Raw genomic sequence first — 25,036 nt, 5'->3', positions numbered from 1 at the left:
AACATGTCAAGTATTTGTTATCACTATGTGCAGTTCGTCCAGCAGGACTGAATTCAGGCGCGCTCGCGGTACAGCGGGATGTCGATCGGCGGCTGCGGGATGAAGGAGCCCGCGCCGCCCATTCGCTCGTACAGGTACTCGTGGGAGCGCTCGAGGGTCGCCGTCGCGGCCGACAGGTCGACGTGAGACAGTGTGCCGCCGCGCTTGACGATCCGGCCATCCACGAACACCGTGTCGATGCAGCCGGCGTGCGCCTGCGAGATGACCGCCCCGGTCGGGTCGGCCCGGTTCCACCCCACCTGGCTGATGCCCGACATATCCACCAGAACGATGTCCGCGCGTTTGCCCGGGGTGAGCGAACCGACGAGATGGTCCACCCCCGCGGCCCGCGCGCCGTTCAGCGTCGCCCATCGCAGCGCGTCCTGCGTCGTCCACGACATCTCCTGCGGTGCCCGCATCTCCGCGTACCCCGGCTCATCGGCGCGATAGCGCGAGGCCTGCAGGACCAGCCGGCTGTGCGAGACCATGTCGCCGCCGTTGCCCGACACGCAGTCGATGCCGAGAGTCGGCCCGGGAGTGAAGGCGGTGGCCTCGCTGATCGCCGGATACCCCATGCCCATCTGCATCTCGGTCTCGGCGCACACCGACACCGTCACGCCGCTGTCCTTCAACAGCTCCCACTCGCGGGGGGTGTTGAAGGTGCAGTGCACGAGGAGCAGATCGTCGGCGAGCAGGTCGTGGGCGTGCAGCACTTCGACGTCCTGGAACAGCTGACGCACCATGACCTGATTGGCGTGCATCGTGACGCGGGCCCCCAGGTCCCGCGCAAGGCGGAACTCGGCGGCCACGTCGGCCACGGGGGCGATCGCCAGCTCCTGGGGCGCGATCCCGAACCGCAGCAGCTGGTCGTCGCTCGCGAAGTACTGGTCCCGGATCTCGCGCGCGAGCCGCGCCCGCGTGGCCAGGGCTGCCGGATCCGATCCGGCCTCCGACCCACCCCGCGACTGACTCCACGTGTTCGTGGTGATCGGGGTGAGCCCGTGTCCGTAGAGCGCCCGGATGCCGGCATCCCGGAGCCCCGTCACAGCGGCGTGGGCGCCGTCGGGGTCGAGGATGTTGTGGCAGTAGTCGACGATCGTGGTGATGCCGGAGTTGAGCGCGTCGAGGGCGCCCACGTAGTTGCCCGCGTACATGTCCTGGGCACGGTAGAGCGGAGCCATGTGCAACCGGATGCCGCGCAGGTAATCGGGGATGTTGCCGTCGGCCAGGATGCCGCGCAGAGCGGTCTGCCAGGTGTGCCGGTGCGTGTCCACCATGCCGGGGATCGCGATCTTGTCGCGCCCGTCCACGATCTCGGCGTCGGCGACCGCGATGTCGGGGCGGATCTCCCGGATGACCCCGTCCTCGATGAGGATGTCGGTGCGGGTCAGGTCCCCCAGGTCGTCATCGACCGTGGCCGCCGCCACGTTGCGGATGAGTGTGCGCATTCTTGCTCGCTCCCTCGCGATCCGTTCGGGTCTTCCTCGACCCGACGTTGTGCTGAACTACACACGAATGTACAGTCGCTCCCAAATTTGTAAAGCAGCAGCGAACGTTTTAATGGCGTCGAGGAGGACCCATGAACACAACGACCCCCCGTATCGCCGTGCTGGGCACGGGCGCACAGGGAGCGAGCATCGGCGCGGATCTCCTGCGCGCCGGGCTCGACGTGACGTACATCGAGCAGTGGCCCGCCCACGTCGAGGCGATGCGTGCCCACGGGATCGAGGTGCGTCTCCCCGACGAGACGCACGTGACCCCCGTCCACCCCCTGCACCTGTGCGAGGTCGCGACGTTGCGGGAGCCGTTCGACATCGTCTTCATCGTCGTGAAGGCCTACGACACTCGCTGGGTAGCCGAGCTCATCGCCCCCCACGTCGCCGACGACGGACTCGTGGTCGGGCTGCAGAACGGGATGACCCAGGATGCCATCGCCGCCGCCGTCGGCGCGCACCGGACCATGGGCGCCGTCATCGAGGTGGCTTCGAACATGTTCGAGCCCGGCATCGTGAACCGGCAGACCCCGGTCTCGGGCTCGTGGTTCGCCGTCGGCGCGTACGACGATGCCGCCCGCGGCCGGGAGCACGAGGTGCAAGCGGTCCTCTCGCACACGGGTCGCGTCGACGTGTCCCCCGACATCCGCTCCTCCAAATGGATGAAGCTCGTCGCCAATGCCGGGGAGCTCGTCCCCTCCGCGATCCTCGACCTCCCGCTCGCGTCCGCCGTCGCCCTCCCCGGCGTCCACGACTTCATGATCGAGTGCGGAAAGGAAGCGGCACGCGCGGCCCTCGCCGACGGGAGCCGACTGGTGCCGATCTTCGGCCTCTCCGACGAGGCCGTGACCGACCCCGATCGCTACGCCTCCGACCTGTTGGGCGAGGTGCTCGACAGCTTCTCGCTTCCCGACACCAAGACCACGGTGCTGCAGGACTGGATGAAGGACCGGCACGCCGAGTACGACGAAGTGAACGGCCTCGTGGTGTCGGTGCTCGCCGCCGCCGGGCAGGCAGCCCCCTACAACGCGCATACGGTCCGCCTCGCCCGCGAGATCGAGGCGGGCCGGATGACGCGCTCCGCCGCCAACGTCGACGTCCTGCTGGACGTCCCCGGGATCGGGTGAGGCCCCGCCGTGTTCAGGCGCGGCGCACACGCTGTGTGCAGAGCGGCGGGTAGCGTGGTGCTCCAAGAGGCGGGACCCCGATGATCGGAGTCGCCGCCTTCGGAAGAGGAGGCGCCGACATGACCGACGACATCGGTGGCAGACTGCGGGACGCGCGGCTGCAGCGGGGGCTGAGCCTGCGAAGCGTGGCGAGTTCACTCGGCGTCTCGGCCAGTCTCATCTCCCAGGTGGAGACGGGCAAGACCCAACCGTCGGTGTCGACGCTGTACGCCATCGTCACTCATCTCGGCATCTCGATCGACGAGCTCCTCGGGGTCTCCGCGAGCCCCGCGGCCGGTGCCGCGGCCCCCGCGCCCGAACCCGCGCTCGCCGACCCGACGGTGCAGCCTGCCGCCGACAACGCCGTGCTCGACATGGAGAACGGGGTGCGGTGGGAGCGCCTGGCCGCCGGCGTCGGCCCGGCCGACGCGCTGCTGGTGACGTACCAGCCCGGCGCGTCCAGCTCCGTCGAGGGCAAGATGATGCGCCACGCGGGCATGGAGTACGCCTATCTGCTCGAGGGCGAGCTGACCCTGCGCTTGGAGTTCGACACGTTCACCCTGCGGCCCGGCGACAGCCTGCACTTCGACTCGGTGCGGCCGCACCTGTACGTCAACCAGAGCGACGCGATCGCGCGCGGCATCTGGTTCGTCGTCGGTCGCCGCGAACAGAACCAGGCCATGCCGTCGGCGGGGCAGCAGCTCGGCGCCCCGCGCGAGACGATCGAGTCAGCGGTCGACGTCCTCCGGGCGATGGACGACCTCGACCGCTGACCGCGCTCAGCGCGTCACGCCGTGACGCGCGGACCGACGCCGCGTCGCGGTGGGGTCGATGATCGTCTTGATCTGCCGTGCGCCGCCGTGGGTGAGCGGACCGAGAGCACCCTCGGCCACGTCGTCGAGCGGGAGCACTTCGTCGGCGACATCCGTCCAGTCCTCCCGAGCCGCGAGCAGTTCGACCGCCCGCGGAAGATCGGCGGCCATCGCGTGGGCGACGGTCCCGACGATCGTGTACTCGCGCAGCGTCCACGATCCCAGCGGAACGGGGACGTCTTCGCGTTGGATGCCGACCGGCACCAGGACCGCACCGGGCAGGGCCGCCGCCACGATCTCGTCCCAGCCGGCGCGCGATCCGCTGACCTCGAACAGCACGTCGGCCTCCCACCCTGCCGCGGCGAGCTCGGCGACGACGGTGCTCTCCCCCGCCACGAACGTCCGCTCGGCGCCGAGGTCGCGCGCGAGGGCGAGCCGCGCCTCGGAACGGTCCACCGCCATGACGCGTGCGCCGACGGCCGCGGCCGCGACGGTCAAGAAGGCCCCGATGCCGCCGATGCCGAGGATCACGGCATTCTGACCCGCCGACAGTCCACTGCGGGCGACGGCGTGGACGGCGATGGCCATCGGCTGCGCCAGGGCGAGCGTGTCGGATGCCAGCCCCCACCCCGTGACGTCCAGCAGTGTGGCAGCGGGGACGCGGACGAATTCGGCCAACCCGCCGTCCACCTGGAGCCCGGCCGTCCGGTAGTGACGGCACAGGTTGGTCCGACCCGACCGGCACGGCTTGCACTCGCCGCACGAGATCCCGGCGCCGCACACGACCTGCGCTCCGACGGCGAGGTCGACTCCCTCGCCGACCGCTTCGACGGTTCCGGTGAACTCGTGCCCCAGGACGACGGGCAGCTGCGTGAGCACCGGCCCCCGGGAGTACTCCGTGGCATCCGATCCGCACACCCCGCACCCCGTCACGCGGACGAGCGCCTCTCCGGGACCGGGCGTCGGCACAGCGCGGCTTTCGACGCGCAGATCGCCCGCTCCGTACAGCACCGCGGCCCGCATGTCGGTCACAGGGTCGTTCCGTCCGGCACGGCGAGCTGCACGGCCTGGCGCGACTCGATCATCCGCGACAGGTGCGCGTCGTACACCGCGGCGTGCGCGGGCGAATCGAGGTACGCGGCGAGCGCCTCCTCGTCCTCGACGAGCGCCACCACGGCGTAGTCGGCGGGGCTCGGACGAAGACGGAGGTTCACGCCGCAGCGATACCCGTGGAGCATGGGCAGACCGGATGCCATCTCCTCCAGCGCCGCGGTCAGCGCCTCCACCTCCTCCGGGCGGACCTCGGGTCTCCAGGTGAACAGTGCGGCGTGCAGGATCATGCGGTCCTCTCAGTCGTCGGAGCGGGCGACGACATGAGCGTCGCCGTCCGTGTAGCGGTAGGGATTCTCGATCTCCTCGTCGACGGGGATCTCGGGGTGCATCCCCTCGGCCCACGCTTGCTCCCCCAGCTTCGAGCGCACGTACTCCACGGAGGCGGCGACCTTGTCGCGGACGGGCGCGAGCGGCAGACCGATGCGCGTGCCCTGGTACTTCACGACCTTGCCGTCGACGACGACCGTGTGTACGTCGGCCGTTCCGGCCTGGTACACGACGTGCGCGTAGGGGTGCAGGATCGGGGTCATCGCGGGCGACTCGTCGTTCTTGATGAGCACGATGTCGGCACGCTTGCCCGGGGTGAGCGAGCCGATGCGGTCCTCCATTCCGAGCGAGAGGGCGCCGCCCATCGTCGCCATGCGCAGCACGTCCTCGGCGCGCAGCCGGTTGGCCACGATCGTCTCCCCGCGCGCGTGCGCCTCGAGATGATCGCGCGAGCGGTCGGCGCTGAGGGTCGCCCGCATGGCCGAGAAGAAGTCAGCGCTCCACCACACGCTCGTGTCCATCGAGAGGGATGCCGAGATGCCGTGCTTGCGGATGGCCCACGTCGAGGGATACCCCTGCCCCGCACTCTGCTCGGACTCGGTCGCGACCGAGACGGTGCCGCCGGTCGCGGCGATCTTCTGGTAGCTCTGCTCGTTCAGCGACGCGGAGTGGACGTAGCAGATCTCGGGAGTCATGAACCCGGCCTCGTACATCTGCGTGATGGCGGTGTCGGTGGTGGCGCCCCACACGCCCGCGTGCGTCGTGACGCGCAGACCGAGCTCGCGCGCGGCTTCGAACGCGCCGCGCTCGGGGAAGTCGGAGGCCCCGGGCACGTCGAAGGCCAACTGCAGGCCCATCATGTCGTTCTGCGCCGAGAAGTTGCGCGAGACGAAGTCGCGGAACTCGGGGGCGTTGGCCCACTCCCACGGCGCCCCGAGGTAGTTGCCGTACCCGAGCACGAAGCGGCCGGGGATCTCGCGCAGCGCCTGCAGCGCGGCCTCGCCGTACTCCGGAGTGCGCAGTCCGTGAGACCAGTCCAGCGTCGTCGTGACCCCGGTGTCGACCGACTCCAGCGCGCTGAGCAGGTTCCCGGCGTACACGTCCTCGGGACGGAAGACCTCACCCCAGTTGAGGTAGTAGAAGACGAAGTACTGGCTCAGCGCCCAATCGCCGCCGTAGCCGCGCAGAGCGGACTGCCACATGTGGCGGTGCGTGTCGACGAAACCAGGAGTGACGATGCCCCCGGAGGCGTCGATCTCGAGGGTGCCCTCGGGCACGTCGAGACGGTGCCCGACCGCGGCGATGTCGCGGCCGATCACGAGGACGTCGGCGTCCTCGAGGACGCCCTGTTCGTCCATGGTGATCACCGTCGCATTGCGGAAGACGAACGGGCGATCTGCCGAGAACTGCTCGGCGGCGGGTGTGGTGTCGGTCATGGCCTTCTCCCCATCGAGAATGTTCGTTCCTGGTTTACACTCTCTGCAAGGCAGAGGCAAGAGCGCGATTTCCGTTCAGTCGGATTGGATGATCGGCGCAACATCCCTCGCCCACGTACGCCCACACTCCAACGAAGGAGCATGATGTCCACACCGTCCATCGCCGTGCTGGGCGCCGGTGCCAACGGCGCCTCGATCGGTGCAGATCTCATCGACGCGGGCCTGGATCCGGTGCTCATCGAGCAGTGGCCCGCGCACGTCGAGGCCATGCGTCGCGACGGTCTGCGTATCGAGATGCCGTCGGGAACGCGCCACGTCCACCCGCGGACGCTGCACCTCTGCGAGGTCGCCACGCTCCGCGAGACCTTCGACCTGGTGCTGCTCGTGACGAAGGCCTACGACGCCCGCTGGGCCGCGACGCTCATCGAGCCGTACCTCGCCCAGGACGGCGCGATCGCCGCGGTCCAGAACGGCATGACGACGCAGACCGTCGCCGACGTCGTCGGCGCCGACCGCTGCGTCGGAACGGTGATCGAGATCTCCTCGACCATGACCGACCCCGGTGTCGTCCACCGTCACGTCGACCCCGAGCGTTCGTGGTTCGCGGTGGATGCCACCGCCCGGCGCGGCCACGACGTCGCCGACGTCCTCTCCCACGCCGGAGAGGTCGCCCGCGTGGACGACATCGCCTCGGCGAAGTGGATGAAGCTCGTCAGCAACGCCTCGGTCCTGGTTCCGACGGCCGCGCTCGGCCTCCCCATGGTCGACGCGATCGCGGTGCCCGGCATGCGCGACCTCATGCTCGAGGCCGGACGTGAGGCCCTCCGGGTCGCCGGAGACCACCGGGTCCTGCCGATCTTCGGGCTCACCCCCGCCTCGATCGCCGCGTCGCCCGACGTCGTCGTGACGATGCTCGACGCGCTCTACGAACGGTTCACGGTGCCCGGGGCGACGACGACCGTGCTCCAGGACTGGCGCAAGGGCCGACACAGCGAGGTCGACGACATCAACGGCACCGTGGTGGCGGCCGGCCGCCGACTCGGCATCCCGACTCCCGTCAACGAGGCGATCGTCGCCGTCGGCCATGCCATCGAGCGCGGCGAGGTCGAACCCTCCCTCGACGCGCTCGCCCTCCTGCGGGGCGGCGGAGCCGCTTAGCCGGCGTTGCGCAGCGTCGACACCTGATAGAGCGCGACGGATGCCGCGATCCCGGCGTTGAGGGACTCGGTCGCCGTCGAGATCGGGATCGACACGACCTGGTCGCACGTCTCGGTGACCAGGCGCGAGAGGCCCTTGCCCTCGGAGCCGACGACGATCACGACGGGGCGGTCCGCGAGCTCGAGCGAGGGCAGCGACACGTCACCGTCACCGGCCAGACCGAGAATGAAGACGCCCTGCTTCTTGAAGTCCTTCAGCGTCGCGGTGAGGTTCGCCGCGAGAGCGACGGGGACGCGCGCGGCCGCGCCGGCGCTGGTCTTCCACGCCGCGGAGTTCACGCTCGCCGAGCGGCGCTGCGGGAGGATGAGGCCCTGTCCGCCGAACGCGGCGGTCGAGCGGATGATCGCGCCGAGGTTGCGCGGGTCGGTCACACCGTCGAGGGCGACGAACAGTGGCAGGTCCCCGCGATCGACGACCTTCTCGAGCATGTCCTGCGGGTGCGCGTACTCGTAGGGCGGCACCTTCAGCGCGACGCCCTGGTGCACGCCGTCGAAACCGGCCATGCGGTCGAGCTCGGGACGGGTCACCTCGAGCACCGGGATGCCACGGTGCGTGGCGATCGACAGCATCTCCTTGACGCGGTCGTCCATCTCGACGCGCTGCGCGATGTAGAACGCCGTCGCCGGAATCTTGGCGCGCAGGGCCTCCAGCACCGAGTTGCGGCCGGTGACCGTCTCGGTGTCGTCGGTCTGCTTGGCGCGAGCGCGACCCTGCGAGGAGCCGACCGGACGGACGCCCGGCTTGCCCTTGCCGCCGGCGGCGGCGTAGCGCTCCTGCGCCGCCTTGCGCTTGCCGGCGACGTGCCAGGCGCGGTCCTCGGCCTTGGGCGTGGGCCCCTTGCCCTCGAGCGCCTTGCGCGAGTGTCCGCCGGTGCCCTTGAGGGGCCCCTTCTTCTTGCCGGGGTTGCGTGCTCCCGGGCGTCCAGGCTTAGGCATCGATACTCCAATTGGTTCCGGCCGGAGTGTCCTCCAGCGTGATTCCGGCGGCGGCGATGGCATCTCGGATGCGATCGGCGGCCGCCCAGTCCTTGTCGGCGCGGGCGCGGGCGCGCTGCGCGATCATCTCCTGCACGAGGGCGTCGAGGGCGGATGCCGCTGCCGCTCCTCGCATGGCTCCGGTCGCCGCAGCGTCTTCAGGGGCGAGCCCGAGCAACTCGACCATCCCGCGCACGTCGGCGGCAAAACCCTCCATCTCGACAGAGGGGTCACCGCTCCAGTCGTACGCGCTGTTGCCCGCCCGGACGGTCTCGTGCAGCACGGCCAGTGCGCGGGGGACGTTGAGGTCGTCGTCGAGTGCCTCGGCGAAGGCATCGGGCAAGGAGCGCGGGCCGGCCGGGTCGACGACACGGTCCATCGCTTCGAGGAACGTGTCGATGCGACCGAGGGCGGCAGCCGCCTCCTCGAAGGCGCGGTCCGAGACGTCCAGGCTCGAGCGGTAGTGGGCCCCCGCGAGGGCGTACCGCACGACCCGCGCGTCGCGCTCGGCGAGCACGTCATCGGCGAGGACAAAGTTGCCGAGCGACTTCGACATCTTCTGCCCGTCGACGGTCACGAGCCCGTTGTGCACCCAGTAGCGCGCGAACGCGTCGCCCGCGGCGGTCGACTGGGCGATCTCGTTCTCGTGGTGGGGGAAGCGCAAGTCGAGGCCGCCGCCGTGGATGTCGAACTCGGGCCCGAGGTAGCGCCGCGACATCGCCGAGCACTCGATGTGCCACCCCGGTCGTCCCGCGCCCCATGGCGACGCCCACGTCGCCGACGCCGGCTCGCCTTCCTTCGCGCCCTTCCACAGCGCGAAGTCGCGGGGGTCGCGCTTGCCGCGCGGGTCGGCGTCGGCGGCGGACTCCATGGCATCCACGCTCTGGCGCGTGAGCTCGCCGTAGGCGGGCCACGACCGCACGTCGAAGTAGACGTCGCCGGCGGCGGCGTAGGCGTGTCCGCGATCGATGAGCTCGGCGATGAGCTCCTGCATCTGCGTCACCGAGGCGGTGGCACGGGGCTCGTAGGTGGGGGGAAGGATGCCGACGGCGGCGTACGCGTGGGAGAACTCCTGCTCCATGCGGTACGCGAGCGCCCACCACGGCTCGGTGTCGGTGGCGTTGGCGAGCACCTTGTCGTCGATGTCGGTGACGTTGCGCACGAACGTGACCCGACCGAAGCGGTGCACGAGCCAACGGCGGAGCAGGTCGAACGCGAGCGCGGCGCGGACATGGCCGATGTGCGGACCGGACTGCACGGTGGGACCGCAGACGTACATGGTGACGTTCGCGGGGTCGACGGGGACGAAGTCGCGCAGAGCCTGCGCTTTCGTGTCATACAGCCGGACGGTCACCGCACAAGCCTACCGGCCGCCCCTGACGGCGACCCGTGCCCGAAACACGCCGCCGTTAGTGTCTCGGCATGGCCCTCGAGATCCACCCTGACGACCTGTCCGCCGCCGACACCCGTGCCCTCGTGACCGCGCACGTCTCCGGCATGCTCGAGGACACCCCGCCCGAGAGCTGCCACGCGCTCGACGCGGACGCTCTCGTCCACCACGGCGCGCTGCTCTGGGCGGCGCGAGTGGAGGGAGAGCTCGCGGGCATCGGCGCGCTGGCGGCCTGGGGCGAGGATGCCGGAGAGCTGAAGTCGATGCGCGTCACCGAGGCGTTCCTGGGGAAGGGCATCGGCCGGGCGATCCTCCGGCACATCATGTCCGAGGCGCGGGCACGCGGCATCCGGAGCCTGTGGCTCGAGACCGGCAGCGGCGACGAGTTCGCCGCTGCGCGCGGCCTCTACGCGAGCGAGGGGTTCGTCGAATGCCCGCCGTTCGGGGCGTACCGCCCCGACCCGCTGTCGACGTTCATGACGCGAGAGATCTAGACCGGGACGACCAAGGCGGTCGCGAAGGCGGCGACGCCCTCGTTGCGGCCCGTGAAGCCCAGCCCGTCCGTGGTCGTCGCGCTCACCGAGACCGGCGCTCCCCCGAGGGCCGCCGACAGGACGCGCTCCGCCTCGTCACGGCGCGACGCGAACCGCGGACGGTTCGCCTGCACCTGCACCGAGACGTTGCCGATCCGCCAGCCGGCCGCCGCCACGAGGTTCCGCGTGTGGGCGAGGAAGGCCTCGGCGTGCGCGCCCGCGAACTCGGGCCGATCGGTGCCGAAGTGAGTCCCGATGTCACCGAGTCCTGCCGCCGCGAGCACTGCGTCGACGATCGCGTGCGCAACGGCATCGCCGTCGGAGTGGCCGGACAGCGCCGGCTCCCCCGGCCATTCCAGACCAGCGAGCCACAGCGTGCCATCCCCACCGAAGCCGTGGACGTCCGTGCCGATGCCCACGCGCGGGGTTCGTTGCGGCGGGGACGGGTGGGCCGCCGGAAGCGGAGCCGAGAGCAAGGCGCGGGCGCGGTCGAGGTCGGGGCTCGTCGTGATCTTGAACGAGGTCGCATCGCCGTCCACCGTGATCACGTCGTGGCCGGCGGCGGCCACGAGGGCGGCGTCGTCGGTGTGGTCGGCGTCGGCGGAGACGAGCGCCTCCTCCAGGACACCGCGCCGGAAGCCCTGCGGGGTCTGCGCCGCGGCGAGCTCGGACCTGTCCACCGCCGCGACGATCGCGCCCGTGGCATCCACGCGCTTGATCGTGTCCACGACGGGGACGGCCGGGATCACCGCGTCGGCTCCCCGTTCCAGGGCCGCCACCACCCGCTCGAACACCGCGGGGGGCGTGAGGGCGCGCGCCGCATCGTGCACCAGGACAGTGTCGACGTCGGCCCAGAGCGCGGCCAGCCCTGCGGCGACCGAGGACTGGCGCGTGGCACCGCCCGGCACCACCGACACCAGGTCGGCCCGGTCGCCGGCCGCCTCGCGGGCGTCGGTGAGGGCGGGACCCTCGAAGCCGGCGGGCACGACGATGACGACCTGTGCGCGCGGCGCGGCGAAGACGCCCCGCAGCGCGTGCCGCAGGATCGTGTGCTCGTCGAGCCCGACGAATGCCTTCGGAGCGCCGCCGGCCAGGCGTGTGCCGGAGCCGGCGGCGACGACGATGACGGCCAGACGCGGAACGGGTGAGGGAATCACCCGACCACGCTAGCGCGGACGCGCGGACGAACCGCGCGCGGGATCAGGACGCCAGGACCTCGTCGAGCACAACGCTCGCGCGGTCTTCGTCGGTCTTCTCGGCGAGGGCGAGCTCCGAGACGAGGATCTGCCGGGCCTTGGCCAGCATGCGCTTCTCGCCCGCGGAGAGACCACGGTCCTGATCGCGACGCCACAGGTCGCGCACGACCTCGCTCACCTTGATCACGTCGCCCGAAGCGAGCTTCTCGAGATTCGCCTTGTAGCGGCGCGACCAGTTGGTCGGCTCCTCGGTGAAGGGGGCACGCAGCACTTCGAACACGCGGTCGAGACCCTCTTTGCCGATCACGTCACGAACGCCGACCAGGTCGACGTTGTCGGCGGGGACCTCGATGACGAGGTCGCCCTGCGTGACGTTGAGCTTCAGGTACTTCTTCGTCTCGCCCTTGATGACGCGTTCTTTGACCTCGATGATCGTGGCCGCGCCATGGTGCGGGTAAACGACGGTCTCGCCAACCTCAAAAAGCATGGAGTTATGTCCTTTCGGCAACATCCAGGATACCACAGGGCCCGATGCGCTAAGGTTCCGCCCCACCCCGGACGATCCCTCCTCCACGCGCGCGAGGAGGCCCGCGGCGGGCGGGCGGCGCGTCCGGACCCCGTAGGATGATCAGGATGCCGTTTGTCGTTCCGGGAGGATCCGTGAAATCGCGCCTGTTCGCGTCTCTGGCCGTTGGTGCCGCTGTCGTTCTGGGCACGACGGGATGCAACCTCGTTGCCCCCCAGGCGACCACCATCGACTACTCCGCCTCCGACGGGGTGAACGTTCCCGAGTCGGGCCCCTTGCAGGTGCGCAACGCCCTGATCGTGGCCGATGAAGAGGGCACGGTCGGCAACTTCGTCGCCGCCATCGTCAACGACACCACGAAGTCGCAGATGCTGCGGCTCGAGGTCGGCGAGGGCAGCAGCGCCGTCCGCGCCTCGGTGAACGTCGCGGCCGGCCGCACGCTCAGCCTCGGCGACCTGGCGAACGACGTCGCGCCTCTGCAGCTCGACGGCATCGATGCCGTCCCCGGCTCGACGATCCCGATCTTCTTCCAGTCCGGCGATGCCGAGGGTGCCCTCATCCAGGTGCCCGTGCTCGACGGCGCGCTCGAGTACTTGCGCCCGCTCGCGCCGACCCCGACGCCGACGCCCACGCCGTCTTCCTGACCGCACACGACGAAGGCGCCGACGGGATCCCGTCGGCGCCTTCGTCGTGTGCGGCGGGTCAGGCCTCGAAGCGGTAGCCGAGACCGCGCACGGTCACGAGCATCGACGGCTCACTCGGGCTCTGCTCGATGCGCGACCGGATGCGCTTGATGTGCACGTCGAGCGTCTTGGTGTCGCCGAAGTAGTCGGTCCCCCACACGCGGTCGATGAGCTGGCCGCGCGTGAGCACGCGACCGGCGTTGCGCATGAGGACCTCGAGCAGCTCGAATTCCTTCAGCGGCATGTTGATCTCGGCGCCGTCGACCGAGACCGTGTGCCGGTCGATGTCGAGGGTCACGCGACCGCCGGTGAGGATGCGCTCGTCGAGGTCGGACTCCTCCGGGCTCCGGCGGCGCAGCACTGCGCGCATGCGCGCGAGCAGCTCCCGGGTCGAGTAGGGCTTGGTGACGTAGTCGTCCGCGCCGAGCTCGAGCCCCACGACGATATCCACCTCCGAGTCCTTGGCGGTGAGCATGATGATCGGCACCTGCGACGTCAGCCGCAGCTGACGGCACACCTCGGTGCCCGGCATCCCGGGCAGCATCAGATCCAGCAGGAGGATGTCGGCACCGCGCTCGCGGAACGCGGTGAGGGCCAGCGCACCGTCCTCGGCGATCTCGACCTCGTACCCCTCCCGTCGCAGCAGGTAGGCGAGCGGGTCTGCGAGATCGGGCTCGTCCTCGACGATCAGAACGCGGGTCATGCGGTGTCTCCCTTCACGGGTGCGGGGCGGGCGGCGGAGCCGGTCTTGCGGCTCTTGCGACGCGCCTTGGGACGAACGAGGTCGAGGTCGGGCGCCTCGGACCGGGGCAGTCGGATGGTGAACGTGGACCCGCGTTCGGGGCGCGACCACAACCGCACCTCGCCGCCGTGGCGCTGCACGGCGTGCTTGACGATCGACAGTCCGAGGCCGGTGCCACCGGTGCGACGGGATCGCGCCTGATCCGCGCGGTAGAAGCGCTCGAAGACGCGGTGCTGATCGATCTCGGGGATGCCGATACCGCGGTCGGTGACGGCGATCTCCACGACGTTCTCGTCGAGTTTGACCCCGACGCCCACCTTGGACCCGTGCGGCGAATACGCGATGGCGTTGGCGATGAGGTTGCCGAGCGCCTCGGTGAGGATCTGCGGCTCCCCGCGCACCCACAGGCCCTTCGTGCCACCGCGCACGACGGTGACCTGCGCCGAGTCGGCCTGGATCGTGTGCGACTCGATCGCCGCGGTGACGACCTCGTCGATCGAGACGTCGCGGACCTCGCTGAGCTCGTCCGAGGCCTGCAGCCGCGACAGGCTCAGGATGCGATTGGTGAGCGCGGACAACCGCGAGATCTCGGCCTGGAGCCGCCCGGAGAAGTACCGCACCTGCGGAGGGTCGTCGGCGGCGGACTCGATCGCCTCGGCCAGCAGGCTCACGGCACCGACGGGTGTCTTGAGTTCGTGGCTGGTGTTGGCGACGAAGTCGCGGCGCATCTCCTCGACGCGCTCGCGTTCGGTGATGTCGCGCAGCACCAACAGCACGAGGCGAGCCGAGACGGGTGCGGCACGAACGGCGACCAGGCGCGGCTCGGCGGGGGCCGCTCCCCGCCGGAGGCGCAAGTTCTCGCTCACGGCGGCGCCGTTGTCGCGGGCCTCGCGCGCGACGCGGCGCAGATCCTCGTCGGCGATCGCGCTGCCGGCATCCAGCCCGAAGACCTCGGCGGCGGGCGAGAGCGCCAGCACCGTGCCCGACGTGTCGCACACGACAGCGGGGTCGTCGAGGGCACCGAGCACGGACTCCACCCCCTCGGGGAGAACCGACGAGCCCTGGGCGGCCGCCCGGTCGCGAACGCGCTGCGCGGCCACGACGAGACCCACGACGGAGCCCCCGACAATGATTCCCACGAGGAGCGCGAGCAGCGAGAGCTGCGTCTGATCCATGGCACCAGCGTAGAGCCGCCCATCGGGCGTCACCGTCCGTTCAGACGGGGAGGGCGGTGGCGAGAGGCTACTATTCACTGTCACAGCACCACTCGTTAACCTTCGCTGGGAAGAATCCCTCGAGGGTCGCGGAACGTTTGTGTGCCGTGCCGCCGACGAGGAAGGTACCGCGATGCGCGAAGTATTCCATCAGTCCCTCGAGGACGTCCAGGGCCGACTGGTCGAGATCGCCGACCTGGTGGCGGTCGCCATCGACCGTGCCACGCGCGCGTTCGGCACGAGCGACGTCGCCCTCGCCGAGGAGGTCATCGAGGCCGACGCGATCATCGATGAGAAGGCACTGGCGCTCGACGAGCTCGCCATCGAGATCCTCGCCCGCCAGCAGCCGGTCGCCCGCGACCTGCGGATCGTCGTCACCGCTCTGCGCGTGAGCGCCTCGCTCGAGCGCATGGGCGACATGGCGGAGCACATCGCGCAGCTCGCGCGCTCGCGGTTCCCCGAGCGGGCGATCCCCAAGGGCCTGAAGAGCACCTTCACGCGCATGGGCGAGCTCGACGTGGAGGTCGCGCGCAAGCTCGCCGAGCTCCTGCGCACGCAGGACCTCCGGATCGCAGAAGAGATCCGCGACAACGACGACGACATCGACGAGCTGCACGTCAGCGTGTTCGAGAAGGTCCTCGGCGATTCGTGGAAGGGCGAGGCCACGGCCACGGTCGACGCCACGCTCGCCAGCCGCTACCACGAGCGCTTCGCCGACCACGCGGTCTCGGTCGCCAAGAAGGTCGTCTACCTCGCCACGGGCGACTGGGCGGGCGCCGACGACGAGACTCCGATCCCGGTCGTCTGACGCAGAACGACGAAGAGGGGGTGGATGCCACGGCATCCACCCCCTCTCGCGTTGCGGCTCGTCAGCCCTTCGAGCCCTGCGCCGCGACGGCGGCGGCACCGGCGGCGGCGGCCTCGGGGTCGAGGTACTCACCGGGGCCGAGCGGCGCGAGGTCGTCGTCGAGACGGTAGACCAGCGGGATGCCGGTGGGGATGTTCAGCTCGGCGATGTCGGCGTCGCTGATGCCCTCGAGGTGCTTGACGAGGCCGCGCAGGGAGTTGCCGTGCGCGGTGACGAGGACCGTCTTGCCGGCCTGCAGGTCGGGGACGATGTCGCTGTGCCAGTACGGGAGCATGCGGTCGATGACGATCTTCAGCGACTCGGTGTCGGGCACCTCGCCGTCGATGCCGACGTAGCGCGGGTCGCCGACCTGGCTGTACTCGTCATCGGCGGGCAGCGGCGGCGGCGGCACGTCGAACGAACGGCGCCAGAGCATGAACTGCTCGTTGCCGAACTCTTCGAGCGTCTGGGCCTTGTCCTTGCCCTGCAGAGCGCCGTAGTGGCGCTCGTTGAGGCGCCACGTGCGCTTGACCGGGATCCACAGACGGTCGGCCGCGTCGAGGGCGATGTTGGCGGTCTGGATCGCACGGCTGAGCACCGAGGTGTGCAGCACGTCGGGCAGGACGCCGGACTCCTTCAGGAGTTCGCCGCCGCGCTGGGCCTCGGCCTTCCCCTGGTCGGTGAGCCGGACGTCGACCCAGCCGGTGAACTGATTGGTCTTGTTCCACTCGCTCTGCCCGTGGCGGAGGAGGATCAGCGTGTGAGGCATGACTCCATGCTAGCGACGCCGTGCGGTCGTCCCCGAGCGTGCGCCTGGCATCATGTCGGAGTGAGTCCCTCCCCCGTCGGCCGCCCGACACGCGGCACGACCGGGGTCAATCGGCTGCGGCGGGTCGACCGCTGGATCGCGCGGCATCCCGTGCTCCGCCGCGCCGACGACCCCCTCGTCGTCGACCTCGGGTTCGGCGCCAGCGCGGTCACCCCGCTCGAGCTGCACGCGCGGCTCACACGTGTGCGACCGGATGCCACGGTGCGGGGCCTCGAGATCGATCCCGAGCGCGTCGCGCGGGCGCGCGCCCAGGCTGCGGGGGTCACGGGCATCGACTTCGCGGTCGGCGGATTCGAGGTGCCGATGCCGCACGGTCGGCGTCCGGCCATCATCCGGGCCATGAACGTACTGCGGCAGTACGACGAGGCCGACGTCGCCGCGGCCTGGGAGCGGATGTGCGGGCGACTGGCTCCCGGCGGCATCCTCGTCGAAGGCACGTGCGACGAGATCGGCCGCGTCGTGACCTGGGTGGAGGTCGGCCCGGATGCCGCACCCCGAACGCTGACCGTGTCGCTCCGGCTCGCGGGTCTGGAGGATCCCGCGATCCTGGCCGAGCGCCTCCCGAAGGCGCTCATCCATCGCAACGTTCCCGGCGAAGGCGTGCACGAGTTCGTCACCGCGCTGCAGCGGGAGTGGGTTCGGGCGGCGGCGGTCGCGCCGTTCGGCGCCGTCCACCGGTGGCGCACCTCCGTCGAGGCGCTGGCGTCCGCGGGATGGCCGGTGCGGGGACGCTCGCGCTGGCGACTCGGCGAGGTCGGGGTCGACTGGAGCGCCGTCGCGCCGCGCTGAGGCTCTCAGACCCGCGGCAGCAGCGCCTGGGCCTCGGCGGACGGCATCCCCGTCGCCACGAGCAGGTCGACGGTGAGCGGCCGCATCGCCGAGATGAGGTTGAGTTCGCCGATGTTGCCGTCGGGCAGGATCGCGGCCGGATCCAGACGCGCGGCCAGCGCGGCGAGCGCGGCACGGGCGGCCGGTTCCATCGCCACGTCGTCGAGGGCGTCACGAACGAGCCCCGCGCCGCGTTCGATCTCGCCGAGGAGGTCGGCCGACACCGCGCGGGGCTGCCCGTCGGCACACAGATACGCCGCGCGACGGGCGACGACGCGCAGGTTGCGGGTGGCGAGATCCATCGCGGCACGGACGCGGGCATGCCGGTCGAGCTCGGTGCGCTGGCGCCGTAGGAACGGCGAGATGCGCGCCACCTCCTGCCCCGACTCGAGCGAGCCGTTCCAGGCGTCCACGTACGTCTGGAGGGCGCGGGCCCGCTCCAGACCTCGGTCGGCGCGGACGCGGTCTCCGCGACGGAGGGCGCGCACGATCGTGGCGGTGGCCACGTCGAACGCGTCGAACAGCTCGTCGGCGTCGCGCAGCTCGGTGCGGCGGAGCGTGCGCGGGATGAGCGCCGTGACCAGCAGCGCCGCCGCTCCCCCGACCGCACCGTCGATGAGCCGCACGAAAGGGACGCCCGTGACGAGCACGAGGGCGATGAGCGACTGGACCACCGCGGCGAGGGCGAAACCGGGCTGCGGTGACAGGAATCGCGCCACCAGCAACGTGACCAGCATCGCCAGTCCGATCTGCCACCAGCCGGCACCGGCGATCAGCAGCACCAGCTCGGCGAGCAGGATGCCGACGAGCATGCCCGCGACGGTCTCGGCGACCCGCCACGGACGCGCGTCGCGCACCAGGCCGAGGCTGGACACGGTGACGGTCGCCGCCAGCAACGGAACGGGGTGTCCGAGGACCGCGTGCGCGAACGCGTACGCGGCGGTGGCGGCCACCACGATCTGCACGATCGCGGGAAGGGACTCGCGGACGCGGCCCAGGCGACGCCGCAGGGTCGTACGCAGGCGCGACCGTGGCACGACGACCCCGATGGTCGTCGAGGAACCCTCGTCGGTCATTCCGCGGGGCGGCGACGGCCCAGGCGCGGGAGGCGCGGGACGCCGGCCGTGGCGCCCGCGTCGGCGGGCACGACCGTCTCCGCAGAGGCGGCGATCGGGCCGTCGGCGGTATCGACGACGTAGGGCACGTCGGCCGCCGCGGTGCGCTTGACCAGCGCGAGGGCGATGGGCCCGTCCTCGTAGTGCAGGGCGACCGAGGTCACGGCGCCGACGGCGTCGTCCCCGATGCGCACGACGTCGCCGCGCGCCGGGAGCACGCTGTCGCTGCCGTCGAGCTGCAGGGCGACGACGCGGCGCGGCGGGTGCCCGAGATTGTGCACCTTCGCCACGGTCTCCTGACCGCGGTAGCAGCCCTTCGACAAATGCACGGCGGTGCGCAGCCAGTCCATCTCGTGCGGGAGCAACCGCTCGTCGGCGTCGACCGACACGCGCGGACGCCACGCGGCGACCCGCAGCGCCTCGACGGCGTCCCGACCGGCGAGAGCGACCTCGCCCGCCACCGCGGCGGCGACGATGCGGTCGAACTCCGCGGCATCCACCACGGCCTCGGCCCAATCGCGCTCCGCACCGGGGTGGTCCTCGACGCGGGCGTACGCCCAGCCGCCCGGCGACACGTCCGGCCAGGGATCGACCCACACGACGGGGGAACCGGCCGGGGCGACGGCGGCGAGCGCGCTCACGGCCGCGCGCGTCCCTCCGATCACCGACAGTTCGTCGGAGCGGTCGCGCACCTCCACCCGCAGGCGGAAGCGCATCCGGCCGAGCCACGCCGCCAGGGGCTCGGCGTCAGCGGCATCCACGAGGAGCCACGCGGTCTCACCGTCGTCGACGACCGCGGCGGCGTGCTCGACGCGGCCCTGCGGGTCGAGGATGAGCGTCTCGGTCGAGACGCCCGGGGGCAAGTGCGTGAGCGCTTGCGACGACAGGGAGTCGAGCCAGCTCAACCGGTCGGGACCCGAGACCGACAGCACGCGGCGATCGCCCAGGGGCGCGAGGGCGGAGCCGGATGCCAGGCGTCGCTGCTCCGCGAGAGGGGCACCGACATGACGCAGTCCGGCATCGTCGACGACGGCCCCGGGCACCTCGGAAAGGGGCGCCATCACTCCGCCCGAGCCAAGCGTGCCGAGGCGTGCGACGCGCGTTCGCGTCCGAACGCCGCGATGTCCCAGGCCCACAGCAGGTGGTCGTCGACCAGTCCGTACAGCCGTGTCGCGGACGTGTACGGCTTCGCCCCCGCGGTGCGGACGACTGCGTCGGTCGCGAGGTCGATGCGGGGTCCGCGGACCTGACCGAGGTAGAGCTCGAGGATGCCGTCGGAGTGGGCCAGGCTCACCTCGAGGGGGAAGCCTCCCTCGGCGGTGCGGAGCGTCTCGACGTCGTCGGCGGTGCGGGCCGCGGCGGACGCGGTGGGCGGCAGGAGCGCCGGACCGGCGTCGGCGTCGGCGGCCGGCCGCGCAACGCGCCAGTATCCGGTCTCGGACACGAGGGGCCGACGACTCTCGCCGTCGAGAAGCCACGCGTGACCGGTGTAATTCACGAAGTCGCCGCCGTCATGGCTGAAGCTCACGCGGTGCGCGAACTCGCCGGAGAACGTGCGGCCATCGGCCTCGTAGTCGATGACGCCGGTGCCCTCCCACACGCCGATCAGCCACGAGAGCGGGACGAGGTCGGCGGGGAGGTCGGTCGGGATCTCGATCACGACGGCGCTCGTCAGCGCTGGCCGCGGTAGAGGTTCCAGATGACCGTTCCGGAGACGAAGGCGATCGCCAGCGATGCGAGGCCGAGAAGTCCCACGAAGAAGAGTTCGAGCGCGAGGAGGTCCATGGCCCAACTCTACCGGGGAACGATGGATGCCAGACCGAACCCGGCCGTGATCAGACCCAACACGATCAGGGCGCCCAGGACACTGGCCGCGACCCGCTGGATGAACGCCTGCGACCGCCCGCCCCAGAGCTGCACCGCGAACGCGGCGATGACGCACCCGCCGAGCGCGACGGTGATCCACTGCGCGCGCCATTCCGTCGGAACGAACAGTCCGATCGCGACGCCGGCCACGAGGGCCAGCACCCAGACCGCGACGATCCCGCCGAACGTGCGGCGCGGCGCGAGGTCGGGGGTCGACATGCCCTCCATCATGGCGCACCCCGGGCCATTCGTGCGCCCGGGCATGTTCGGGGCGCGTCGCACGCGAGGCCGTGACGGTGCGAACGCGCCGCTGACCCTAAGATGGGGCGGGTGCGGCAGGCCCGCACTGGGAGGTCCGTTTGGCTCAGCTTCTGGTACTCAGCTCCGCCCCCGGCGGCAGCGCCGTGCTGCCTGCGCTCGAGCTGTTGAGCCACCGCGTGCGGCAGATCCCCGCCGAACCGGCCCAGCTGGTCAACGCGCCGAGCGCCGATGTCGTCTTCATCGATGCGCGCGTCGACCTCGTCGGTGCCAAGTCCCTGTGCAAGATCCTCACGACCACGGGCATGGAAGCACCGCTCGTCCTGGTGGTGACCGAGGGCGGGCTGACCGCCGTCTCCACCGACTGGGGCGTCGACGACGTCGTGCTCGTGGGAGCAGGGCCGGCCGAGATCGACGCGCGCATCCGCTTGGCGATGGGCCGCCGCAGCGCGGAGCAGGTGTCCTCGCGCATCTCGACCTCCGGCATCACGATCGACGAGTCCTCGTATTCGGCGAAGGTGCACGGCAAGCCGCTCGACCTGACGTACAAGGAGTTCCAGCTCCTGCACTTCTTCGCCACGCACCCGTCGCGGGTGTTCACCCGCGAGCAGCTGCTGAGCGAAGTGTGGGGCTACGACTACTTCGGCGGCACCCGCACCGTCGACGTCCACGTCCGTCGCCTGCGCGCAAAGCTCGGCGACCTCGAGCAGCTGATCGGCACCGTGCGCAACGTCGGGTACCGCTTCAACGTCTACGAGGACGAGCAGCCGCCCGTCCCCGCACCGTCCGCCTGATCCCCGCCGCGCGGTTCCGTTCACGCGCGTGTCACCGACCCCTGCAATGATGAGGGAATGATCGAACACGACGTGCTCGACGCGGGCCTGGGCGACGCGGACGACGACGATTTCGACGAGGCCGTCGAGGCCGCGGACGAGCAGCTTCCCGACCATCGCTATCTCGATCGCGAGATCAGCTGGCTGTCGTTCAACCAGCGCGTGCTCGAACTGGCCGAGGACCCCACGGTTCCGGTGCTCGAACGCGCGAACTTCCTCGCGATCTTCGCCAGCAACCTCGACGAGTTCTTCATGGTGCGCGTCGCCGGCCTGAAGCGCCGCATCGTCACCGGCCTCGCCGTGCCGACGAACGTGGGCCGGGCTCCGCTGGACGTCCTCGCCGACATCTCGGCCGAGGCCCACCGTCTGCAGCTGCGGCACGCCGCCGCCTGGACCGACCAGGTGCGCCCGGCTCTCGCGGACGCGGGCATCGAGGTCGTGTCCTGGGATTCGCTCGACGAGGACTCCGCGTCGCGGCTCACCGAGTACTTCCAGCGCAACGTCTTCCCGGTGCTCATGCCGCTCGCGGTCGACCCGGCGCACCCGTTCCCGTACATCTCGGGCCTCTCGCTGAACCTCGCGATCCGCATCCGCAACGCCCGGACCGGTCGCCAGGAGTTCGCCCGACTCAAGGTGCCGCCGATGCTGCCGCGCTTCGTCGAGGTGCCCAGCAACGGCCGCGGAGTGCGGTACCTGCCGCTCGAGGAGCTCATCTCCAATCACCTCGGCGATCTCTTCCCCGGGATGGAGGTGCTCGACCACCACGCGTTCCGCCTCACCCGCAACGAAGACATGACGATCGAAGAGGATGAGACCGAGAACCTCATCCAGGCGCTCGAGGCCGAGCTGCTGCGGCGCCGATTCGGTCCGCCGATCCGACTCGAGATCACCGACGACATGGACGATCTCACGCGCGATCTCCTGCTCAGCGAACTCGACATCACCGATCAAGAGGTCTACCGCCTCCCCGGTGCGCTCGATCTGCGCGGCCTGTTTGACCTGTCGCGCATCGACCGCCCCGATCTGCACTACCCGCCGCACGTGCCCAAGACGGCCCTGCCGTTCCAGCCGCCCGAGCAGAACGGGCGCGCCGACGTCTTCGGCGCGATCCGCAAGGGCGACGTTCTCGTGCACCACCCCTACGAGTCGTTCGCGACGAGTGTCCAGGCCTTCCTCGAGCAGGCCGCGAAGGACCCGAACGTCCTCGCCATCAAGCAGACGCTGTACCGCACCTCGGGCGACAGCCCCATCGTGCAGGCGCTCATCGACGCCGCCGAAGCGGGCAAGCAGGTGCTCGCACTGGTCGAGGTGAAGGCGCGCTTCGACGAGGCGAACAACATCGTCTGGGCGCGCAAGCTCGAGAAGGCCGGCGTCCACGTCGTCTACGGTCTCGTCGGGTTGAAGACCCACTGCAAGCTCGCTCTCGTCATCCGCGAAGAAGAGGGCCGTCTGCGGCACTACAGCCACGTCGGCACCGGCAACTACAACCCGAAGACGAGCCGCATCTACGAAGACTTCGGCCTGTTCACCGTCGACGACCAGGTCGGCCGCGATCTGACGCGCCTGTTCAACGAGCTGAGCGGTTACGCGATCGAGAAGAAGTTCAAGCGTCTGCTCGTCGCCCCGTTGCACCTGCGCAAGGGTCTCCTCCGCCACATCGAGAAGGAGCGCCAGAACGCACTCGCGGGCAAGCCCTCCGGCGTGCGGATCAAGGTCAACTCCATGGTCGACGAGCAGATCATCGACGCGCTGTACCGGGCGAGCCAGGCCGGTGTCCCCGTCGAGGTGTGGGTGCGCGGCATCTGCTCGATCAAGCCGGGTGTCGAGGGCATGAGCGAGAACATCCGGGTGCGTTCGATCCTCGGCCGCTACCTGGAGCACTCCCGCATCTTCGCGTTCGCGAACGACGGCGACCCGCAGCTGTTCATCGGAAGCGCCGACATGATGCACCGCAACCTCGACCGTCGCGTCGAGGCACTGGTGCGCGTGGTGGACCCGAAGCAGATCCAGGAGCTCTCCGACCTGTTCGATCTGGCGATGGACGACGCGACGAGCTCGTGGCATCTTCGCCCCGAAGGAGAGTGGATCCGGCACAGCGTGGGGGCCGACGGCACGCCGCTGATCGACCTGCAGGAGCACACGATGGCGCGGATCCAGCGCAAGCGGCGCTCGCGGGCGGTCCGGTGACCGAAACCGCCGTCTACGCCGCGGGCGGAGTGGTCTGGCGCCTGGTCGAGGGCAAGTTCCGTGTCCTGCTGATCCATCGCACCAAGTACCGCGACGTGACGCTGCCCAAGGGCAAGGTCGATCCCGGCGAGACGCTCGCCGAGACCGCCGTGCGTGAGATCCGCGAAGAGACCGGCATCCGTGTCTCGCTCGGGGTGCCCGTCGGCGTCTCGCGCTACCGGATGCCGAGTTCGCGGACGAAGATCGTGCACTACTGGGCGGCCGAGGCCACCGACGCCGCGGTGCGCACCTCGACGTTCGTGCCGAACAAAGAGATCGCGGCGATCGAGTGGGTGGGCCTGAAGAAGGCGCGCAAGCACCTCAGCTACCCCGTCGACATCGAGATCCTCGACGAATTCGTCCGCCTGGTCGATGAGCAGGCACTCCCGACGTTCCCGATCGTCGCCCTGCGGCATGCCAAGGCGCGGCCGCGCGAGGAGTGGGATGCCGAGGATTCCGCGCGCCCGCTCAGCCCGCGCGGCCGCCGTCAGTCGAATGCGATCGTCGGGCCGCTCTTGGCCTTCGGAGTGCGGCGGATCGTGTCCAGCCCCGCCGAACGTTGTGTGCGCACCGTCACTCCCCTTTCGGCGGCGCTCGCTCAACGCATCCAGGTGACCGAGGCGATCAGTCAGGACGCGTGGGAGAACGGGCGCAGCGACGCCCGGACGATCGTCGGCGAGCGCGTACGCGCCCGCAAGCCGGTGGTGCTGGTCAGCCACGGTCCGGTCCTGCCCGACATCATGCACGAGCTCGCCTTGGCCACCGGGACCATGCGGGGCTCGTATCTGGGCAGTTCGTCGGCTCTCGAGCCGGCGGCGTTCTCGGTGGCGCACGTTCCGGTCGCCCACCCGGGGTCGGGGATCGTCGCGATCGAGACGCACGAGCCGCACGTGTGACCCTCCCCGCGGAGGTCGAGGTCCGGTGGCGTCACGTGCCCGAGGGCACCGCCCGCCGCGCCGTCTCCCGCGCCCTGCTGGCCGAGCTGCTCCCGGGGGCGTCGTTCGCCGCGCGGTGCGCCCGCTGCGGGGGCGACCACGGCCGGCTCCGGGTGTCGGGGGCGGATGCCGCGGTCTCGGTGTCCTACGCCGAAGGATGGGCGCTCGTGGTGGCGGCCTCCGGGGCGTCGCGCGTGGGCCTGGATGCCGTGCCGGTCGCGGTGACGGGTCTGGAACGGGTGCTCCCCGGCGCTGACGCGCGGTCGTGGGCGCGTGTCGAGGCGGTGCTCAAGGCCGACGGGCGGGGGCTCACCGTCGACCCCGCACGCGTCCGTTTCGCAGCGGACCCGGCCGGGGCGGACTGGAGCGCCCGCGTCGGCGACGGTCCCGCGCTGACGGGGTGGGACGTCCCCGGACCGCCCGGGGTCGTCGTCGCCGTGGCGCTGCCCACGCGGGGCTGACACACCCTGGGTGATTCGCGCGCGCTCCGCGGCGCG

General features: G+C 70.7%; 26 protein-coding genes. 11 read left to right on the top strand and 15 right to left on the bottom strand.

Features of this window, described 5'->3' with window-relative positions; all coding sequences use genetic code 11:
* Positions 1–53: 53 nt before the first annotated feature.
* Positions 54–1,487, bottom strand: coding sequence for an amidohydrolase family protein (locus AC3E6M_RS05770; RefSeq protein WP_490529318.1), 1,434 nt, complete (start codon positions 1,485–1,487; stop codon positions 54–56).
* A gap of 131 nt (positions 1,488–1,618) precedes the next feature.
* Here AC3E6M_RS05770 and AC3E6M_RS05765 point away from each other — a divergent pair, with 131 nt between their 5' ends.
* Both AC3E6M_RS05765 and AC3E6M_RS05760 read left to right on the top strand, forming a co-directional pair.
* Entirely contained in the window at positions 1,619–2,659 is a 1,041-nt protein-coding gene (locus tag AC3E6M_RS05765) for a ketopantoate reductase family protein (RefSeq protein WP_490529317.1), read from the top strand.
* A 119-nt stretch (positions 2,660–2,778) separates the two neighbouring features.
* Positions 2,779–3,471, top strand: a complete 693-nt coding sequence (locus tag AC3E6M_RS05760; protein WP_252370878.1) for a helix-turn-helix domain-containing protein — start codon at positions 2,779–2,781, stop codon at positions 3,469–3,471.
* A gap of 6 nt (positions 3,472–3,477) precedes the next feature.
* Here AC3E6M_RS05760 and AC3E6M_RS05755 read toward each other — a convergent pair whose 3' ends face one another.
* Genes AC3E6M_RS05755 through AC3E6M_RS05745 form a run of 3 tightly spaced genes read right to left on the bottom strand, consistent with a single transcriptional unit; the run spans position 3,478 to position 6,326 of the window.
* Complete coding sequence (locus AC3E6M_RS05755) at positions 3,478–4,533, bottom strand: zinc-dependent alcohol dehydrogenase (protein ID WP_252370880.1); 1,056 nt, start codon at positions 4,531–4,533, stop codon at positions 3,478–3,480.
* Between the two features lie 5 nt (positions 4,534–4,538).
* Positions 4,539–4,850, bottom strand: coding sequence for a Dabb family protein (locus AC3E6M_RS05750; protein ID WP_490529316.1), 312 nt, complete (start codon positions 4,848–4,850; stop codon positions 4,539–4,541).
* A 9-nt stretch (positions 4,851–4,859) separates the two neighbouring features.
* On the bottom strand, positions 4,860–6,326 hold the full coding sequence (locus tag AC3E6M_RS05745; RefSeq protein ID WP_490529315.1) for an amidohydrolase family protein: 1,467 nt from the start codon (positions 6,324–6,326) through the stop codon (positions 4,860–4,862).
* Positions 6,327–6,467: 141 nt separating this feature from the next.
* Here AC3E6M_RS05745 and AC3E6M_RS05740 point away from each other — a divergent pair, with 141 nt between their 5' ends.
* Entirely contained in the window at positions 6,468–7,484 is a 1,017-nt protein-coding gene (locus AC3E6M_RS05740; RefSeq protein WP_490529314.1) for a ketopantoate reductase family protein, read from the top strand.
* Here AC3E6M_RS05740 and rlmB read toward each other — a convergent pair.
* On the bottom strand, positions 7,481–8,479 hold the full coding sequence (gene rlmB / locus AC3E6M_RS05735) for a 23S rRNA (guanosine(2251)-2'-O)-methyltransferase RlmB (protein ID WP_490529312.1): 999 nt from the start codon (positions 8,477–8,479) through the stop codon (positions 7,481–7,483). The genes AC3E6M_RS05740 and rlmB overlap by 4 nt on opposite strands.
* Positions 8,472–9,872: a cysteine--tRNA ligase gene (cysS, locus tag AC3E6M_RS05730; RefSeq protein ID WP_490529311.1), complete on the bottom strand. Its 1,401-nt coding sequence runs from the start codon at positions 9,870–9,872 to the stop codon at positions 8,472–8,474. The genes rlmB and cysS overlap by 8 nt, the downstream gene beginning before the upstream one ends.
* Before the next feature lie 68 nt (positions 9,873–9,940).
* Here cysS and AC3E6M_RS05725 point away from each other — a divergent pair, with 68 nt between their 5' ends.
* Entirely contained in the window at positions 9,941–10,402 is a 462-nt protein-coding gene (locus tag AC3E6M_RS05725; RefSeq protein ID WP_490529310.1) for a GNAT family N-acetyltransferase, read from the top strand.
* On the opposite strand, the gene ispD is transcribed toward AC3E6M_RS05725, so the two are convergent.
* Both ispD and AC3E6M_RS05715 read right to left on the bottom strand, forming a co-directional pair.
* Complete coding sequence (ispD, locus tag AC3E6M_RS05720) at positions 10,399–11,598, bottom strand: 2-C-methyl-D-erythritol 4-phosphate cytidylyltransferase (protein WP_490529309.1); 1,200 nt, start codon at positions 11,596–11,598, stop codon at positions 10,399–10,401. The genes AC3E6M_RS05725 and ispD overlap by 4 nt on opposite strands.
* Positions 11,599–11,641: 43 nt before the next feature.
* Complete coding sequence (locus AC3E6M_RS05715; RefSeq protein WP_056229249.1) at positions 11,642–12,124, bottom strand: CarD family transcriptional regulator; 483 nt, start codon at positions 12,122–12,124, stop codon at positions 11,642–11,644.
* Between the two features lie 173 nt (positions 12,125–12,297).
* Between AC3E6M_RS05715 and AC3E6M_RS05710 the strand changes: the two genes are divergently transcribed.
* Entirely contained in the window at positions 12,298–12,807 is a 510-nt protein-coding gene (locus tag AC3E6M_RS05710) for a DNA modification methylase (RefSeq protein ID WP_490529308.1), read from the top strand.
* Positions 12,808–12,865: 58 nt separating this feature from the next.
* On the opposite strand, the gene AC3E6M_RS05705 is transcribed toward AC3E6M_RS05710, so the two are convergent.
* Positions 12,866–13,549 carry a response regulator transcription factor gene (locus AC3E6M_RS05705; RefSeq protein WP_138172703.1) on the bottom strand — a complete coding sequence of 228 codons (684 nt, stop codon included), beginning with the start codon at positions 13,547–13,549 and terminating at the stop codon, positions 12,866–12,868.
* A complete protein-coding gene (locus AC3E6M_RS05700; RefSeq protein ID WP_490529307.1) occupies positions 13,546–14,763 on the bottom strand; it encodes a sensor histidine kinase in 1,218 nt (405 codons plus the stop codon). Before AC3E6M_RS05700 ends, AC3E6M_RS05705 begins: the two co-directional genes overlap by 4 nt.
* A 172-nt stretch (positions 14,764–14,935) precedes the next feature.
* Here AC3E6M_RS05700 and phoU point away from each other — a divergent pair, with 172 nt between their 5' ends.
* Complete coding sequence (gene phoU, locus AC3E6M_RS05695; protein WP_138172705.1) at positions 14,936–15,610, top strand: phosphate signaling complex protein PhoU; 675 nt, start codon at positions 14,936–14,938, stop codon at positions 15,608–15,610.
* 61 nt (positions 15,611–15,671) lie between these two features.
* On the opposite strand, the gene AC3E6M_RS05690 is transcribed toward phoU, so the two are convergent.
* Positions 15,672–16,418, bottom strand: a complete 747-nt coding sequence (locus AC3E6M_RS05690) for a phosphoglyceromutase (RefSeq protein WP_138172706.1) — start codon at positions 16,416–16,418, stop codon at positions 15,672–15,674.
* A 60-nt stretch (positions 16,419–16,478) separates the two neighbouring features.
* Between AC3E6M_RS05690 and AC3E6M_RS05685 the strand changes: the two genes are divergently transcribed.
* The gene (locus AC3E6M_RS05685) at positions 16,479–17,267 is read left to right on the top strand and encodes a class I SAM-dependent methyltransferase (RefSeq protein ID WP_490529306.1); all 789 of its coding nucleotides are present in this window, start codon (positions 16,479–16,481) and stop codon (positions 17,265–17,267) included.
* 5 nt (positions 17,268–17,272) lie between these two features.
* Here AC3E6M_RS05685 and AC3E6M_RS05680 read toward each other — a convergent pair whose 3' ends face one another.
* The 4 genes from AC3E6M_RS05680 to AC3E6M_RS05665 all read right to left on the bottom strand — a co-directional run bounded on the left by AC3E6M_RS05680 (position 17,273) and on the right by AC3E6M_RS05665 (position 20,506).
* Positions 17,273–18,382 carry an FUSC family protein gene (locus AC3E6M_RS05680; RefSeq protein ID WP_490529305.1) on the bottom strand — a complete coding sequence of 370 codons (1,110 nt, stop codon included), beginning with the start codon at positions 18,380–18,382 and terminating at the stop codon, positions 17,273–17,275.
* A complete protein-coding gene (gene ygfZ, locus AC3E6M_RS05675; protein ID WP_490529304.1) occupies positions 18,379–19,482 on the bottom strand; it encodes a CAF17-like 4Fe-4S cluster assembly/insertion protein YgfZ in 1,104 nt (367 codons plus the stop codon). Before ygfZ ends, AC3E6M_RS05680 begins: the two co-directional genes overlap by 4 nt.
* Positions 19,482–20,081: a nitrobindin family protein gene (locus tag AC3E6M_RS05670; protein ID WP_490529303.1), complete on the bottom strand. Its 600-nt coding sequence runs from the start codon at positions 20,079–20,081 to the stop codon at positions 19,482–19,484. The genes ygfZ and AC3E6M_RS05670 overlap by 1 nt, the downstream gene beginning before the upstream one ends.
* A gap of 134 nt (positions 20,082–20,215) precedes the next feature.
* On the bottom strand, positions 20,216–20,506 hold the full coding sequence (locus AC3E6M_RS05665; RefSeq protein ID WP_138172710.1) for a hypothetical protein: 291 nt from the start codon (positions 20,504–20,506) through the stop codon (positions 20,216–20,218).
* A 140-nt stretch (positions 20,507–20,646) separates the two neighbouring features.
* Here AC3E6M_RS05665 and AC3E6M_RS05660 point away from each other — a divergent pair, with 140 nt between their 5' ends.
* From AC3E6M_RS05660 to AC3E6M_RS05645, 4 genes are read left to right on the top strand one after another with little or no spacing between them, the layout of a single operon-like run.
* Positions 20,647–21,339, top strand: a complete 693-nt coding sequence (locus AC3E6M_RS05660) for a response regulator transcription factor (RefSeq protein ID WP_138172711.1) — start codon at positions 20,647–20,649, stop codon at positions 21,337–21,339.
* A gap of 57 nt (positions 21,340–21,396) precedes the next feature.
* The gene (locus tag AC3E6M_RS05655; RefSeq protein WP_490529302.1) at positions 21,397–23,565 is read left to right on the top strand and encodes an RNA degradosome polyphosphate kinase; all 2,169 of its coding nucleotides are present in this window, start codon (positions 21,397–21,399) and stop codon (positions 23,563–23,565) included.
* Positions 23,562–24,500, top strand: coding sequence for an NUDIX hydrolase (locus tag AC3E6M_RS05650; RefSeq protein WP_138172713.1), 939 nt, complete (start codon positions 23,562–23,564; stop codon positions 24,498–24,500). Before AC3E6M_RS05655 ends, AC3E6M_RS05650 begins: the two co-directional genes overlap by 4 nt.
* Positions 24,497–25,000 (top strand): 4'-phosphopantetheinyl transferase family protein, encoded by a 504-nt coding sequence (locus AC3E6M_RS05645; RefSeq protein WP_490529301.1) that lies wholly within the window; start codon positions 24,497–24,499, stop codon positions 24,998–25,000. Before AC3E6M_RS05650 ends, AC3E6M_RS05645 begins: the two co-directional genes overlap by 4 nt.
* Positions 25,001–25,036 lie beyond the last annotated feature (36 nt).

The sequence above is a fragment of the Microbacterium sp. SCPM-O-B-15248 (M128) genome (genome assembly GCF_058214835.1).
This window is presented reverse-complemented; position numbering and strand designations above follow the sequence as displayed.

Coding starts and splice junctions, on each gene's coding strand:
- AC3E6M_RS05770 (WP_490529318.1), bottom strand. CDS start 1,487: ATGCGCACACTCATCCGCAACGTGGCGGCGGCCACGGTCGATGACGAC.
- AC3E6M_RS05765 (WP_490529317.1), top strand. CDS start 1,619: ATGAACACAACGACCCCCCGTATCGCCGTGCTGGGCACGGGCGCACAG.
- AC3E6M_RS05760 (WP_252370878.1), top strand. CDS start 2,779: ATGACCGACGACATCGGTGGCAGACTGCGGGACGCGCGGCTGCAGCGG.
- AC3E6M_RS05755 (WP_252370880.1), bottom strand. CDS start 4,533: ATGCGGGCCGCGGTGCTGTACGGAGCGGGCGATCTGCGCGTCGAAAGC.
- AC3E6M_RS05750 (WP_490529316.1), bottom strand. CDS start 4,850: ATGATCCTGCACGCCGCACTGTTCACCTGGAGACCCGAGGTCCGCCCG.
- AC3E6M_RS05745 (WP_490529315.1), bottom strand. CDS start 6,326: ATGACCGACACCACACCCGCCGCCGAGCAGTTCTCGGCAGATCGCCCG.
- AC3E6M_RS05740 (WP_490529314.1), top strand. CDS start 6,468: ATGATGTCCACACCGTCCATCGCCGTGCTGGGCGCCGGTGCCAACGGC.
- rlmB (WP_490529312.1), bottom strand. CDS start 8,479: ATGCCTAAGCCTGGACGCCCGGGAGCACGCAACCCCGGCAAGAAGAAG.
- AC3E6M_RS05725 (WP_490529310.1), top strand. CDS start 9,941: ATGGCCCTCGAGATCCACCCTGACGACCTGTCCGCCGCCGACACCCGT.
- AC3E6M_RS05715 (WP_056229249.1), bottom strand. CDS start 12,124: ATGCTTTTTGAGGTTGGCGAGACCGTCGTTTACCCGCACCATGGCGCG.
- AC3E6M_RS05705 (WP_138172703.1), bottom strand. CDS start 13,549: ATGACCCGCGTTCTGATCGTCGAGGACGAGCCCGATCTCGCAGACCCG.
- AC3E6M_RS05700 (WP_490529307.1), bottom strand. CDS start 14,763: ATGGATCAGACGCAGCTCTCGCTGCTCGCGCTCCTCGTGGGAATCATT.
- phoU (WP_138172705.1), top strand. CDS start 14,936: ATGCGCGAAGTATTCCATCAGTCCCTCGAGGACGTCCAGGGCCGACTG.
- AC3E6M_RS05690 (WP_138172706.1), bottom strand. CDS start 16,418: ATGCCTCACACGCTGATCCTCCTCCGCCACGGGCAGAGCGAGTGGAAC.
- AC3E6M_RS05680 (WP_490529305.1), bottom strand. CDS start 18,382: ATGACCGACGAGGGTTCCTCGACGACCATCGGGGTCGTCGTGCCACGG.
- ygfZ (WP_490529304.1), bottom strand. CDS start 19,482: ATGGCGCCCCTTTCCGAGGTGCCCGGGGCCGTCGTCGACGATGCCGGA.
- AC3E6M_RS05665 (WP_138172710.1), bottom strand. CDS start 20,506: ATGTCGACCCCCGACCTCGCGCCGCGCCGCACGTTCGGCGGGATCGTC.
- AC3E6M_RS05655 (WP_490529302.1), top strand. CDS start 21,397: ATGATCGAACACGACGTGCTCGACGCGGGCCTGGGCGACGCGGACGAC.